Source organism: Bacillus pfraonensis (assembly GCF_050768835.1).
GTDB classification, from domain to species: domain Bacteria; phylum Bacillota; class Bacilli; order Bacillales; family Bacillaceae_G; genus Bacillus_A; species Bacillus_A pfraonensis.
The window spans coordinates 1-14276 of sequence record NZ_JAHCDO010000052.1; the positions used below are offsets into that span (position 1 = coordinate 1).

The following is a 14276-nucleotide window of genomic DNA, read 5'->3' on the forward strand; positions in this document are numbered from 1 at the left end:
TTCATTTCAACTACTTTCCACTTTATTTCGGCAGGATAATGCGTCTTTTTCCCCATACGAAAAACACCTCCATTAAAATCATAACTGATACTTACGATTTAGAGAGGTGTTTTTTATCGTCTCATTCTCAGGGTTCACTCCAATAGGAAAGAATAGCGTTTTTGTATGTTTTTTAAGAAAAGGTCAGAAGGTCTTGGGATTCAAATATATGGTAATAATGTTGAAGGGAAAAAGGAATCATTTCACTTGAAAATTCCCCTTTTATTCCGCTATTTATGGGTAGTAAGACCCAAAAACTCAAAATTCAGCGAAAGCAAAGGAGTTAGGTGGGGGGTTACACGTAACAGCATCATTAACCTTGCTAATCATCAGTGGGAAAAGGAGAATTTTACTATTCGGATGGAAGGGTCATTTTATTATGCATGACGTACTTGTTATCATGTCGATCAGCTTGCGTAAGGCTCCTGAATAAAAAATATCTTTTCGGACAATAAAAGCAGTAGATACTTTTGAAAGGCTTTTGGGTAAAGGAGTTAATACTAAGGAGTGCTCGTGATCTTGTACGATAGACTTTATCATAATTGCAGTACCCATGCCGGACTTTACACATGTAAGTATAGCCTCAATTGTTCCAAATTCTAACACCCGTTTTGGAACAATACCTTCTTCATGGAGCCATTTTTCTAGCAATCTACGATAGTAACAACCTTGACTAAAAGCCAACAAATTCATCTCTCCTAAATCATTGAAAGAAGATAGGGGTAGTTTACTAATGAGCACTAATTCTTCTTCTTGAAATAAGATTGAATCGAGATCAGGGTGATGTATATTGCCAGCAATAAATGCACCTTCCAGTTTTCTTTCTAAAACAAGCTGAATTAATTTTTCTGTTGAATGTGTTTCTAACAGGAATTCAACTTCAGGATACGTCTCACAATAGGATGTTAGAATTGAAGGAAGACGGACTGTAGTTGTAGATTCCGTAGAGCCAATTTTTAATGTTCCTTTTGGAGTTGACCCATTGTTTTGGACAGCTTTAATAGATTGTTCCGTTAAATATATAATTTGTTTTGCGTAAGTTAATAAAATTTCCCCATTTGAAGTTAAGGAAACGCCTTTCCCATTTCGGTAAAATAATGGTACTCCTAGTTCATTTTCTAATTGTTTGATACGCATTGTTACATTGGATTGTACATAATTTAAATTTTGGGCTGCATGTGAGATACTGCCTTCCTTAGCTACTTCATAAAAAACAGTTAAATCTTTTATATCCAGTTCAATCCCCCCCTAAAGATATCAATTATTTTGATCCCTTTTATCAGTAATACTCATTTTACATGATATCTGAATCTTTATACAATTAAAAAGTGTGGAGGGGATGAGAGTGTTAAATCAAGAAAAAATCATGAAGAGTAATCGTTCTTATAAATGGATTGTATTAATGTTGGCAACAGCAGTACAAGCAAGTGCAACGTTAATAACATATGGGATAGGACCTTTAGCATTTTTTTGGAAAGAAATATATCATCTTACTGATATGCAACTGGGCATGTTGTTAACCGCTGTTAATATCGGTCCGCTTTTTTGTATGCTTTTTGTCGGGAGATTACTTGATCAATATAATGAAAGGGTATTAATCGGAGGTAGTTCTATATTGCTCGGTGGATCTCTTTTATTTATTCATGTAGTAGAAAGGTTTACTGGATTGTTATTTGTTCTTATGATAGTTGGAGTGTTTTATAGTGCTGCACAACCAGGAGGAAGCAAAGTGATTTTAAAATGGTTCCTGAAAGAAAATAGAGGGCTAGCTATGGGAATTAGGCAAGCTGGCATTCCTATAGGTGGCGCAGTTGCAGGGGCAATGATTCCGATTCTCTCTGTAAATGTTAGTTTGTCATTCGCGATATATGTTCTCTCAAGTATATGCATTGCAGGGGGAGTACTGTTTTTAGTTTTTTATAGGGAACCTCTTGTTCATCATGAACCTGTATTAAATAATAAAGGGATTTCCTTTTGGAAACAGTTAAAAGAGATAATGAGTAATAAGGAATTGTATCCAGTGTTCTTCATAGGAATTTGCATGATTTCATTGCAAATGGTGTTGATTGGACATTTTATAAACTTTTTGATTACTGCTAAATCTATATCTCCCATTTTGGCTGGAAAGGTATTTGCGGTTACTTTATTTTTTGGAATGATGGGGCGAATTGTTTTAGCCGCAGTCAGTGATTTCTTTTATAAGGGTAACCGCAGGAGGCCGCTGCTAATTTCTGTATTCGCAACATGTATGTGCATATTCATTTTAATATTAAATATACACAATCTTTCGGTATGGAGTTTATTTTTAATGAGTGGGTTGCTAGGGTTCTTTGGGATTGGATGGTTTAGTCTTTTTATGGTTGAGATTGCTGAAACAGCAAGGCAGGATTTAGTAGGAATGACGGTTAGTTTTGCACTTACGCTAAATCAAATTGCAATCATTTTAGCTCCGCCTATTTTTGGATTCATTGTGGATGTAAAAGGGTATATGTGGGCCTGGATAGGGCTAGTGATATTGATGTTTACTTCAGTGATAATTTTATTGAAACATCCGAAAAAAATGCCATGCAAGTGACATTTTTTAAAAGAATATGCTGTATAATCAATTTTGAAAGGAATGATATCACGACATATCAATAGAAACTTTTGTCGTAATGGGAGTACTGATAAATAGTGAGAAAAATAAACTTAATCCTTAGTATTATTTCTTCTCCGCTCATTTCCTCTTTTGAAATTCCCTATTATTTTGGCCATAATGAGCTGTCGTTCTTTTTCGTTATTTGCAAGATGTATTTTATTTAGAAAAGCACTTGCTTCTTTCCCTTTTAAAACCATAATTTATTTTCCGTAATATTCAATAAAAACTATGTTATTTTTATTTGTTCGATAACTGAACATTTTGAGATCTAGTCGATTCCGTTTATCGATGTTTCCCAATAGATTTCCTCCTTTATATGCGAATCGTAATGAATGTTACATAAAAAAAGAAATTATAGTTAGACGAATCAGATTGTGGGTTGGAAATTTTATAAGAAAGTAAATACAATAAAGAGTGGTTAAAAATTTGAATATGGAAAGCTTTCCTTGAATAAATTTCTAGTTTTGTTAATTCTTTAGGGAGATACAGATTCAGTTTCGTTCCATACACATGTAGAGATGGATAATCAAAATATATGCTAGATTATAGTAATCAGATTCGTTCTTTAATGGAATTAAGCAAAAATTAAGGTCTTCTTTTAAATAAAAAGAGATAGAATAAATATAACAATGAGAATGATAATCAGTACAAAATGAGTAAAAAGAGGGCTCCTGTATGTTTAAGAGATGTTTAATCGTTTGCTTTATTATCGCAATTTTTTGTTTAAGTGTATATATGTTCATGCAAACAAATAAAAATGAGACACAGACATTAAAAGCATTTTCAGATTCTAATAGTAAAATAGAAAATGATAAGCCAAAAGTAAATACCGAGCAGCGTACCCGTTATGAGGTCGCAGCGGAAAAATTAGATCAATATTTAAAAGAAAAAGGGTTTAACGGAACGGTACTTGTAACTGATAAAAATAAGGTGATTTTGCGAAAAGGCTATGGGTACGCAAATATGGAAGATAAAGTTCTAACAACACCAAGAACGAAATATCGTATCGGTTCTATAACGAAGACAGTAGTGGCAGTATCTATATTGCAGTTACAAGAAAAAGGGAAGTTGAATATAGAAGATAATGTGAATAAATATATCCCTTCATTCCCAGTGGATAAAAATATTACTTTGAGACATTTATTAACACATACATCTGGGCTACCAGAGCAAGGAAAAGGAAAAGTAGATGCAGCATCACGTCAAAAATTAGTGGCATGGATTGGTTCGCAAAACCTTGAATTCCCTGCAGGGACGGGCTGGAGATATACAGACTATAATTATATGGTACTTGCCTATATTGTAGAACAAATTTCGAAGCAACCATTAGCTGAATATGTAAAAGAACATGTTTTTAATCCAGTTGGAATGCATGAATCTGGTATGGGTGCAAAGTTCCCTGGAGATATATTTTTCGCAGAAGGTTATACAAAGAAAGAGAATGAATTCGTATCGACTCCTAAGTTAAGAATGAACTGGTTATATGGTTGTGGTGAAATGTATACAACTGTAGAAGATATGAAAAGGTTAGATGAAGCAATTATGACGGGTAAACTACTTTCGAAACAAAGTTTAGCATATATGTTCACTGTATCACCCGCAAGGAAATATGGATTTAGTTTTTATATTTATCCAGATTATTACCATAACCATGGTGTATTAGCTGGGTGGAATACATTTAATAATTTCGATTGGGATAAGCAAATTTTTGTCATTCTTTTCTCAAATGTTCAAAACGGAATGAATGATGCATTTAATCAGGAATTTCGAAAGATGGCAAAAGATTTATTAGAAGAAAAATGAATTTGAAAAAGCCTCTAGCGTGAGAGGCTTTTTTTGTTATAGTGAAGAAAATTCTTCAATTAGTTTATTAAAACGATTTAGTGCACTTTCAATTGGCTCAGGCGTTGTTAAATCTACACCTGTTTTCTTTAAAAGGTTGAGTGGATAATCCGAACTTCCGCCTTTTAAGAATTCGATATAATTTTGCTTAGCGATAGGGCCACCGCTTAATAGTTGATCTGCAATTTGAATTGCAGAAGCAAATCCGGTAGCGTATTTATAAACGTAAAATGGTCTGTAAAAATGTGGAATTCTAGCCCAGCCATATTTTACTTCTTCATCGAATACGAGTGTATCACCGTTGTATTCTCTAAATAATTTTTCATAAACATCATTGAAGGATTGCACATTTAGTGGTTTTCCTTGCTGCGCCATTTCATGTGTAATCTTTTCAAATTCAGCAAACATAATTTGTGTAAAGAACGTTCCTTTAAATTGTTCAATAAAATGATTGATTAAATGCTTGCGTATGTCTACATCTTTTGCTTCTTTTAATAGATGGTGAATTAAAAGAACCTCATTCACCGTAGAAGCGACTTCTGCTACAAAGATTGTATAGTGAGCAGAAATTCTTGGCTGAAACTTATGTGAATAATAAGTATGCATGCCATGTCCACATTCATGAACTAGTGTAAATAGACTGTTTAAGTCATCATGGTGATTTAAAAGGATAAATGGATGAATGCCATATACTCCGAAATTATAAGCCCCAGAGCGTTTACCAGGTAATTCTCTCACATCTATATAGCGTTTGTTTTTAAATTCTCGAAGCACTTGAATATAGTCGTTACCCAATGGAGCTAAGGCTGTAAGCATAATTTCATAGGCTTCATCATATGGAATATCTTGTTTTACACCTTTTACTAAATCAACGCCTAAATCATACTGTCTTAATTCATCTAGTTGCAGTTTTTCTTTTCGTAAATGATTATATGTATGTAGAGATGCAATGCTCTTTTTCGTTGTATGAATTAAATTATCATACACTTCTTTCGGAACCATATCACCAAATAAAGACTTTTCTAAAGCAGATGGGTAATTTCTAATTTTAGAAATGGTAACATTATTTTTAATAGCTGCTGCTAAAGTAGAAGCGATAGAATTTTTTAGTTGCACATATGGTTGATAGTATGCTTTGTAAGCTTCTTTTCTCTTCTCTCTATTTTCATCTTTTATTAATTTTGAATACATCCCGCGTGTTAACTTTACTTTATTTCCATCATCGGTTGTAACTTCTCCAAATGTTATATCTGCATTATTGAGCATTCCGTATGTTTGCTGAGGAGAGGAGAGGGCCTCGCCCATTTGCGATAAAATTTCTTCTTTATCTTTGTTTAACACATGTTTCTTATATCGATATAATTCCAATAAGTCTTCTTTATAATATTGTAAGCCTTCATTTTCTTCTATATAAGAATGTAATGTTTTCTCATCGATACTTAGTAAAAATGGGGAAAAGAAGGAACGAGCCGCGCTTATTTTAACGTGTAATTGTGATGTTTGATCTACAAGAGATTGAGCTTCCGTATCACGTGTATCAAGGTCTGCTTGCAGCCTTGCATAGGCATAAACGAGGCTGAACAAACTGGATACTTCTTCACTTTTTGTAAGATAAGCAAGCAGGCTTTGACTATCGTGGATATTTCCATCGAATTCTTTTAAGTCCTCTGTTAAAGTTTCGATTTTTTCATAGTCGTTTTTCCAGTCTTCCATTGTTTTATAAATATCTGTTAAATCCCACTTTTCCTGATTAGGTACATCCATTCTATTTTTAAATTCTGCCATAATTATTTCCTTTCCAAATATGTATTTTGTATATTCTATCTAACTATGAAATACAACAAATTGCAAAGAATCCCTGCTACACAAAAATAAAAACAGAGAGCATAGGTATAATAATATTATATGAATTTTTTTAGTTGAAATATTTGTAAGGAGATAGTGCATGTATGTATAGGAGAAAAATATATTTAATTAAGGAGGTGGAAGTGTATTGATTCTAATCCCATTCATTATGTTAGGCTTACCGCTTGCGATTATCGTGTTTATTTTGTTAGCGATTATGAAATGGAAAAAAGAGGGGGAGGAAGATGTGTTTAGACAATTATATGTACATTTAGTACTATTTGCGACCTTGATGTTATCTATTGGAGGAGGAATCGGCATATTTATGGGACTATCAGATTATATCAGTCCACCTTCTTACTACGAATCTTATGATTCATTTCAAAAGATGAAATTGGTGGAAGCGAAAGACTCACAACAAACAGTAAGTGAAGAGCAAATTCGTGCAGAATATGATCGGAATGTAGAAGATAGAAAAGAAACAGTCAAGCAGGAAGCGAAAAATACAATGATTAAAAGCTTAGGTTTTATCGTTATTCCGCTACCTATCTTTCTGTATTTTAACAATGGTAGAATTCGAGATAAAAAAACAGTTTGAATAGAAGAAAATAAAAAATCTTGCCACCATTGGCAAGATTTTTTATCGTGTCGATTATAATTGTATACCAAATGTTTCCTGTAATAGATCTGTATATTGTTCTTTTGAAATCTCTTCTTTTCTCTTTTTCCCTTGTTTTGTTACTGTAAAACTATCTTTTGTTAAGGAAGCATGCCCGTCAGAAGTTAGTTTTACAATAAGCGGTACTTTATTAAAAGGAGAGTCTTTATGTTCTACAATTATTCTTTGAGCTGAATTTAATGTTCTTTCGTCAACTTTTTCAAGATAAAATGCATAGCCTAATGTCCACTCTTCAGATGAAGCAACGTCTAGAAATTCATTATTCTTTTTCATCTCTAACATATAGTTTCCTTTTGCAGTTGTTTCTTTTCGAATACGATAGTCTCCGGTAACAGCGTGAACAGTTTCACCAGAGAAAGGAACAGGTGAAAGGGGCAGGTATGAACCGAAACCTACTTCAATTAAATAAAGTTCATCATTATGTTTTAAAATGGTTGCCACATGCCCTGAATCAACAGCCCAGGTTGCAGAAGCGGCATTATAAACTGTTCCTGATACTAAGTGAACATCAAAACCGCAATCTTTCAGGAAGTAATACATCGTTGGATTCAATTCATAGCAAAGGCCACCTCGGTTGTTCATTAAGATTTTTTCTTGAAGATGTTCTTTTGATATTTCTTTCACTGTATCTTGAATAATATCCAAATTCTCAAATGGAACCGCTTGTGCCATCGCATAAAGAATTTCATTTAAATCTTCAAATGAAATAGAATCTTTTGCTTCTATATTTAATCTAGAGAAAAATTGTTTTTGAAAATCTGTCAAGTGGATCACTCCTTATTTGTTTTTACTTATCTATGTAATCATTGTACCGAAATCAATCAAGAAAACATCCGCAATACGTTGGATAGAAAATCCATATATATTTATGACTAAAGTATTATAGTCATAACACCTTTACTTCTTTTATAACATATAGTATGATGATTTCAATCAATTAGATTTCAATGAATGAAATAATAAATTAATGAGAGGTGCTTTTTGTGAGTGCGGTAGGTTCTAAATAGGAAAAATTGAATGAAATAAATCGGATGAGAACAGGGGATTTTTGTATAATTCATACCCCTAGTTTTGTCGTGGGTTTATTTCAAATACCTATGAAGATACCTACAATACTTTATAAAGCGTGTAATGATGATGGGATAGCCATGTGTTTTTTGAGATGGCTTTATTTCTTTATATCATGCACAGGCCTTGTAAATGTAAAAAGCTGCGGTGTCTCCGCAGCTTTTTTGTGTTTATTTTTATCATATGAAAATTTAATTATTTACAACTCATTGAAATCTAATGGGTAGGTATCTTCATTTATGGTGTGAGTAAATCATAGTGAGGAGAATAGAAATTGAATAAAATGACTTTTGAAAAGTTGCAATATAACGAGTTGAAGGAAATCGTTAAATCGTATTGCGTAAGTGGATTAGGAAAACAATTGTTAGATAAATTGGAGCCTAGCTCCAGTATCAAAGTAGTGAAAAATCGTTTGAATGAAACGACGGAAGCACGAGCTATAGTAGATGCAGAAGGGCATGTACCTTTTCTCGGAATTTCTAATATCGATAGTACAATTCAAAAATTGGAGAAAGGGATGATTTTAGATCCAAATGAGTTAGTTAGTGTATCAGACTTTTTACGAGGGTGTCGAAAAGTTAAAAAATTTATGCTTGATAAAGAATTTTTTGCACCAGTACTAGCATCATATGCGAATTCTATGTCTGAATTTCAAAGTATAGAAGAGGAAATTAATTATTCGATTAAAGGAAATAGCGTGGCCTCTTCCGCAAGTAAAGAATTAAAACGAATCCGAAATAGCATTGAATCAGCAGAAGGAAAAATTAAAGAACGTTTAAATAAATTTTTAAATAGTAGTATAAACAAAAAGTATATTCAAGAGTTCTTTATTAGTAAAAAAGATGATCGATATACAATTCCAGTGAAAGCTTCCTATAAAAATCAAGTTGCTGGAACGATTGTTGAAGTTTCTTCTAAAGGCTCTACTGTTTTTATAGAGCCACATACAGTGACAAAATTAAATGTGGAATTAGCAAGTTTAAAAGCTGAAGAAGCGATGGAAGAATATCAAATATTAGCTACTTTATCAGGAATGATCTTAGAGGACATTTATAATATTAAGATTAATATGGAACTGATTAGTCAATACGATATGGTGTTTGCAAAAGCGAAATTTAGTAAACATATTGGCGGGATAGAGCCGAAATTAAATGATTATGGGTATGTAAAGTTAGTTCAGTGCAAGCATCCGCTTTTATCAGGAGAAGTTGTACCACTTCATTTTGAAATTGGGCAAAATTACCGAAGTTTAATTATTACAGGGCCAAATGCTGGTGGGAAAACAATTGTTCTGAAAACAATAGGCTTAGTAACATTAGCAACAATGTCAGGATTCCATATTGCAGCAAATAAGGAAACGGAGATTGCGGTTTTTGAAAACATTTTTGTAGATATTGGTGATAATCAAAGTATTGAAAATGCACTAAGTACATTTTCATCTCATATGAAAAACCTTTCAGAAATTATGAGGGTATCAAGTAATAATACGCTTTTATTATTTGATGAAATAGGAAGCGGTACGGAACCGAATGAAGGAGCTGCGCTTGCGATTTCGATTTTAGAAGAGTTTTATCATATGGGTTGTATCACTGTTGCGACTACGCATTATGGTGAGATTAAACGATTTTCCGAAATGCATAGTGATTTTATGAATGCGGCGATGCAGTTCAACAATGAAACATTGGAACCATTGTATCAGCTAGTAATAGGGAAATCGGGAGAAAGTAATGCTCTTTGGATTTCTAGAAAAATGAATGTAAAAGACAATGTGTTGCAAAGAGCAAAAGGATATATGGAAAATAAAGAATACCGTTTAGAAAAGCTGCATGAAGGGAAAGTAAGAAAGCCTAAGGATATAAAACAAAAAATAGATGAGACGAATGAATATAAAAAAGGAGACCGTGTGAAGTTATTAGACTATGATGACTTCGGTATTGTATATAAAGAAAAAGACAATTTCTCCAATGTCGTTGTATTTTATAATAGTGAATTTATTGAAGTAAACGTGAAGCGAATTTCTTTAGAAGTACAGGCAAAGGAATTATATCCAGAAGGGTATGATTTGGACACGTTGTTTGTGGATTATAAAGAGCGGAAAATGCAGCATGATATAGAGCGTGGATCGAAAAAAGCGCTTCGTAAAATTCAAAAAGAAATAAGAAAGAATAGAGGGTAAGAGTTTATGAATATAAAGATTAGACAAGAATGTGAGAAAGATTATAACAGAACAGAAGAGGTTGTAAAACAAGCGTTTTTAGATGAAGAATTTAGTGACCAAACAGAACATAAATTGGTACATCGACTTCGAAAATCTAATACGTTTATTCCTGAGTTATCATTAGTAGCGGTAGATAAAGAAATTATTGGTCACGTTCTATTATCTAAAATTAAAATAGTAGATGGTGATAAATCTGTAGATTCGTTGGCTCTTGCGCCAGTATCTGTTGCACGAGAGTATCAGAAAAAGGGAATTGGAAGTCTGTTGATTTCTAGTGTAATAAGAAAAGCGAAAGAGCTTGGATATCATTCTGTAATTGTACTAGGACATAAAGAGTATTATCCGAAATTTGGTTTTAAACCGGCTAGTCTATGGAATATACGTGCACCATTTGATGTGCCAGATGAAGTATTTATGGCAATGGAATTAACGGAAAATGCTCTTCAAAATGTGCAAGGTGTTGTGCAATATTCGGAAGCTTTTTCTGAGTAGAATTGAAAAAAAGTAGCTAGAAGAAATTTTCTGGCTACTCATTTTAGTTCAGGTTTTAACTTAAAATGATTATGGTATTAATAAAATTTTTCCTGTACTTTTTCGACTTTCCAATAATCGATGTGCTTCAATACCATTCTTTAAAGCGAAAGTTGTTGGATTTTGGATGTTTAGTTTTCCAGCAGTTATCCAATTAAATAGTTGATTAGAACGTTGTTTACGTTCTTCATACGTTGTGAGTACATTCCAAAGATCTCCGCCAGTTAAAGTTTTCGAAGTGTCCATCAGCATCCGCGGATCAACAGGAGCTGAATCGCCAGCAGCCATTCCGTAAAATACGACGGTACCACCAATTTTTGTGGTTTTAAAGCTCTCTTCTAATGTAGAACCTACTGATTCGTATACAACATCTACACCACGACCTTTTGTGATTTGTAGTATTTCTTCACACCATGATTCTGAATATAAAAATACATGGTCTGCTCCAGCTGAATGGGCTGCGTCTGCTTTTTCCTTAGATGAAGTAAGACCAATGACTTGTGCGCCTTGCATTTTGATGATTTGTATGAGAAGTTGGCTTGTTTTTATGTCCTTTCAAATGTTTAAGCTGTGTCACAACCATACTATTAATGACAACGAGTAAAAACATAGAAAAGACTAAAATAGTGAATGTGAGTTATATCCATACAGGGAGGAATTAACAAATAAGTTGAATGAATAATCTGAAATATGTACAATGAATTTAATCATATTAAAAGGAGATGTGCCAATGTTAGCACTTATTGTAAGTATCCCACTGTCATTAGTATTTATGGAAAATGGGGATAGCTAGGTTAGATAAACTATGAAACTATCCCCATAATTGAAAAGGGGGATTTTTGAAATGAATAATCTATTCTTAGGTGAAAATATTAAATTAGCAGCAATTAGAGCTGAAGATATTGAACAAATGGCTATGTGGCAAGAGGATAGTGAGTATTTAAGGAATGTAGATACGGATGCTGCAGTTCCGCAATCTTTACAGGAAATAAAGGAGCATGAACTATTAAAAGGACGGAAATCAAATGGTGTTTCATTCATGTTAAGAACAATTCAAGAAGACATTCTAATTGGTTTTGTGGCACTTCATAGCATAGAGTGGAATAATAGAGCTGGCTTGCTGGCAGTTGGTATAGGTGATAAAAATTATAGAGGTAAGGGATATGGTACAGAAGGATTACGCCTTATTCTGAAATATGCTTTCTATGAATTAAACTTACATCGTGTAGGGCTCGATGTTATTTCTTATAATAAAACGGCTATTGAAGTATATAAAAAGGTTGGGTTTAAGGTGGAGGGATGTATGAGAGAAGCAGTTCAGCGAGATGGGAAGAGCTTTGATCGCATTATTATGGGCATATTACAAAATGAATGGATAACAATGAAAAAATAATTGGAATATGGATCATAAAGTGAACTGACCATTTATCCCGCTACTTTAGGGCAGTAATACTTCCACCTCAAAATTCAGCGGGAGCAAAGAAGTTAGGTGGGAGATAAACTGCCCGTAAAGGCCCGATTGGTGAGGGCTGATTAAAGTTTCACTTTATGCGAAATATAAAGAAAAAAAGAGAAATCTAGTGGCTTTATAGCTGGTTAGATTTCTCTTTTTTGGAATTGCTTCGGTTATAACGAGAAGATTGTTTGTAAAATTAATATAGAGGTGATGTAGAAAAACGGATTCTCAGATCTCGATTTAATGAATTTTAGATTGATAATTAATTATATAAGTATCAACCTCTATAAAACTTCATTTAAAGGGTGTTAAGGTGTTTGTATGACATTTGTTCAAAAATACTTTTATCATTTGGCTGTTTTCGTATAGGTTGTTGCTTTATTGGTTCAGATGGCTCGAATTGGACAAGAATTTTTCCTTTGAAAAACAAGAGGAGCAAATGTTTATTTCAGCGTGTCAAAAATCAAACAAAATCACTGATAGATAGGAAATAAACAAACTTTTTAGTAAAAGAGTGAACTAACTGAAAGTATTAAGAGCGTGTATTGATTAATCTTTTTTCAAAACACGTTCTTTTCTATGATTGTTTATCAAGATTATTAGTATTAATTCGATTAAACTTTATTTTAAAGCAACATGAATTGTTGATTGGAAATAAAGTTCAACCGTTTTAAAAAAGTTGCACTGTTTTTTTCATTTTGATTAAAAAATGTCTTAGAGTGGTTTTGATGTCATTTGGTGGTACCCCATACCCATCAAGCGAATATTGAATCCTATAAGAACGAGTATCTACTGCATAATTGTGTCAGTGAAGTATGAGCTATATTCCTGCTTAACCAAACACATGGAGCTACTAGGTCTTGTGCACGATATTTACATTTCCGTTTAACAAATCCTATTTCGCTAGCTAACTGCTCCAAAGCATGCAGTGGCATATTCCATTGTAATTCTTTAGAAATAATTGTAACTCGTCAAAAATCGGTAGAATCATACAAAAACGCTATCCTTTTCTATGATTCTACAGAAAAAATAGCGTATTTTTTCATTTTAAGGAAATTTTGTTTTGCTAGCTTAATAGCGATGTGGCGTACCCTAAAAAAAGAAGTTTCTTTTTTCTGAAAAAATGAATAAAAATACAATTTTAATGGTAAATATACTAAAAACAACTTTTTATTTCCTTGATTTATTCCTTTCCATCTACATTAATCATTTATTACAACAGCTCTCACGTTTAAAATAAGATGTTTCAACAAAAGAAAATGTAAGTATCTTTCTAATGATTTTTCAATATAATCATTGTGTTCATCAAAGGAATTCTGTGTTGTTTTTACTTTTCTACTAATTAGTACAGCTTCAAACAATGGACACAATTGCTACATGCCAAGTGTAATTTATTACCTATTCAAAATTCTGTTTATTCAATCTTTCTAAAAATAAAAAAATATTAAGCTTATGAATATAAAAGTTATAATTAGGACGTCGAGAGATAATCTATCACTTAAGGAGAAAATATCAAACTTTCTAAAATTGGAAATACTGATACGATTACTCTAAGAAAGGTGTGTGATCAGAAGGGAAATTTATTCAACATGCTTTAGTAGCAGCGGACATCGCATTAGCCGGCGCAAACAATATCATTAATACTGACGAAGTTATTGAAGCGATGTATAGAGTTGGAAGACAGGCGCCTCGCGAATTTTTTGATTTTGAGTAACTTAGAAGAAGGGCACACGATGTGGCGCACCTTGTAAGCAATTCATTTTTCAAGAATGTTCTATATTCCTAAGCCTTAAAAAGAGATGTAAAAATAGGATACAAGGAGGAATTATTATATGAATGGGAATACTGCAAAAAAAATAGAATTTCAAACTGAAAATACTGCAGTAAAAAATGAGAAATATCCAGATCCTAAAAAGTGGCATAAACAGGATACTACCTGGGCATTGAGCCTTTTTGGAAC

The 14276-nt window shown here is 33.0% G+C and carries 9 protein-coding genes and 5 pseudogenes; 8 read left to right on the forward strand and 6 right to left on the reverse strand.

Annotated elements, in window-relative coordinates; all coding sequences use genetic code 11:
- Positions 1 to 408 precede the first annotated feature (408 nt).
- On the reverse strand, positions 409 to 1275 hold the full coding sequence (locus tag KFD70_RS27085; protein WP_336454241.1) for a LysR family transcriptional regulator: 867 nt from the start codon (positions 1273 to 1275) through the stop codon (positions 409 to 411).
- Between the two features lie 109 nt (positions 1276 to 1384).
- Between KFD70_RS27085 and KFD70_RS27090 the strand changes: the two genes are divergently transcribed.
- Positions 1385 to 2614 carry an MFS transporter gene (locus KFD70_RS27090; RefSeq protein ID WP_431613490.1) on the forward strand — a complete coding sequence of 410 codons (1230 nt, stop codon included), beginning with the start codon at positions 1385 to 1387 and terminating at the stop codon, positions 2612 to 2614.
- 113 nt (positions 2615 to 2727) lie between these two features.
- Here the strand turns inward: KFD70_RS27090 and KFD70_RS27095 are convergent.
- A pseudogene (locus KFD70_RS27095) lies at positions 2728 to 2976 on the reverse strand (hypothetical protein).
- A gap of 376 nt (positions 2977 to 3352) precedes the next feature.
- Between KFD70_RS27095 and KFD70_RS27100 the strand changes: the two are divergent.
- Complete coding sequence (locus KFD70_RS27100) at positions 3353 to 4480, forward strand: serine hydrolase domain-containing protein (protein ID WP_431613491.1); 1128 nt, start codon at positions 3353 to 3355, stop codon at positions 4478 to 4480.
- Between the two features lie 36 nt (positions 4481 to 4516).
- Here the strand turns inward: KFD70_RS27100 and pepF are convergent, their stop codons facing one another.
- Positions 4517 to 6304, reverse strand: a complete 1788-nt coding sequence (gene pepF, locus KFD70_RS27105) for an oligoendopeptidase F (RefSeq protein WP_431613492.1) — start codon at positions 6302 to 6304, stop codon at positions 4517 to 4519.
- Between the two features lie 208 nt (positions 6305 to 6512).
- Between pepF and KFD70_RS27110 the strand changes: the two genes are divergently transcribed.
- The gene (locus KFD70_RS27110; RefSeq protein WP_336454235.1) at positions 6513 to 6962 is read left to right on the forward strand and encodes a hypothetical protein; all 450 of its coding nucleotides are present in this window, start codon (positions 6513 to 6515) and stop codon (positions 6960 to 6962) included.
- 54 nt (positions 6963 to 7016) lie between these two features.
- Here KFD70_RS27110 and KFD70_RS27115 read toward each other — a convergent pair whose 3' ends face one another.
- The gene (locus KFD70_RS27115) at positions 7017 to 7808 is read right to left on the reverse strand and encodes an arylamine N-acetyltransferase family protein (RefSeq protein ID WP_336454236.1); all 792 of its coding nucleotides are present in this window, start codon (positions 7806 to 7808) and stop codon (positions 7017 to 7019) included.
- Positions 7809 to 8385: 577 nt separating this feature from the next.
- Between KFD70_RS27115 and KFD70_RS27120 the strand changes: the two genes are divergently transcribed.
- Positions 8386 to 10287 carry an endonuclease MutS2 gene (locus tag KFD70_RS27120; protein WP_336454237.1) on the forward strand — a complete coding sequence of 634 codons (1902 nt, stop codon included), beginning with the start codon at positions 8386 to 8388 and terminating at the stop codon, positions 10285 to 10287.
- A gap of 6 nt (positions 10288 to 10293) precedes the next feature.
- Positions 10294 to 10821 (forward strand): GNAT family N-acetyltransferase, encoded by a 528-nt coding sequence (locus KFD70_RS27125; protein WP_336454238.1) that lies wholly within the window; start codon positions 10294 to 10296, stop codon positions 10819 to 10821.
- Positions 10822 to 10890: 69 nt separating this feature from the next.
- Here KFD70_RS27125 and KFD70_RS27130 read toward each other — a convergent pair.
- Positions 10891 to 11397, reverse strand: a pseudogene (locus tag KFD70_RS27130) (zinc-binding dehydrogenase); the annotation flags it as partial.
- Between the two features lie 307 nt (positions 11398 to 11704).
- Here KFD70_RS27130 and KFD70_RS27135 point away from each other — a divergent pair.
- Positions 11705 to 12253, forward strand: coding sequence for a GNAT family N-acetyltransferase (locus KFD70_RS27135; RefSeq protein WP_336454239.1), 549 nt, complete (start codon positions 11705 to 11707; stop codon positions 12251 to 12253).
- An 851-nt stretch (positions 12254 to 13104) separates the two neighbouring features.
- Here the strand turns inward: KFD70_RS27135 and KFD70_RS27140 are convergent.
- A pseudogene (locus tag KFD70_RS27140) lies at positions 13105 to 13307 on the reverse strand (IS4 family transposase); the annotation flags it as partial.
- Positions 13308 to 13904: 597 nt separating this feature from the next.
- Between KFD70_RS27140 and KFD70_RS27145 the strand changes: the two are divergent.
- Both KFD70_RS27145 and KFD70_RS27150 read left to right on the forward strand, forming a co-directional pair.
- Positions 13905 to 14012: pseudogene (locus KFD70_RS27145) on the forward strand (L-serine ammonia-lyase, iron-sulfur-dependent, subunit alpha); the annotation flags it as partial.
- Positions 14013 to 14148: 136 nt separating this feature from the next.
- Positions 14149 to 14276, forward strand: a pseudogene (locus tag KFD70_RS27150) (septum formation initiator); the annotation flags it as partial.

Coding starts and splice junctions, on each gene's coding strand:
- KFD70_RS27100 (WP_431613491.1), top strand. CDS start 3,353: ATGTTTAAGAGATGTTTAATCGTTTGCTTTATTATCGCAATTTTTTGT.
- pepF (WP_431613492.1), bottom strand. CDS start 6,304: ATGGCAGAATTTAAAAATAGAATGGATGTACCTAATCAGGAAAAGTGG.
- KFD70_RS27125 (WP_336454238.1), top strand. CDS start 10,294: ATGAATATAAAGATTAGACAAGAATGTGAGAAAGATTATAACAGAACA.
- KFD70_RS27135 (WP_336454239.1), top strand. CDS start 11,705: ATGAATAATCTATTCTTAGGTGAAAATATTAAATTAGCAGCAATTAGA.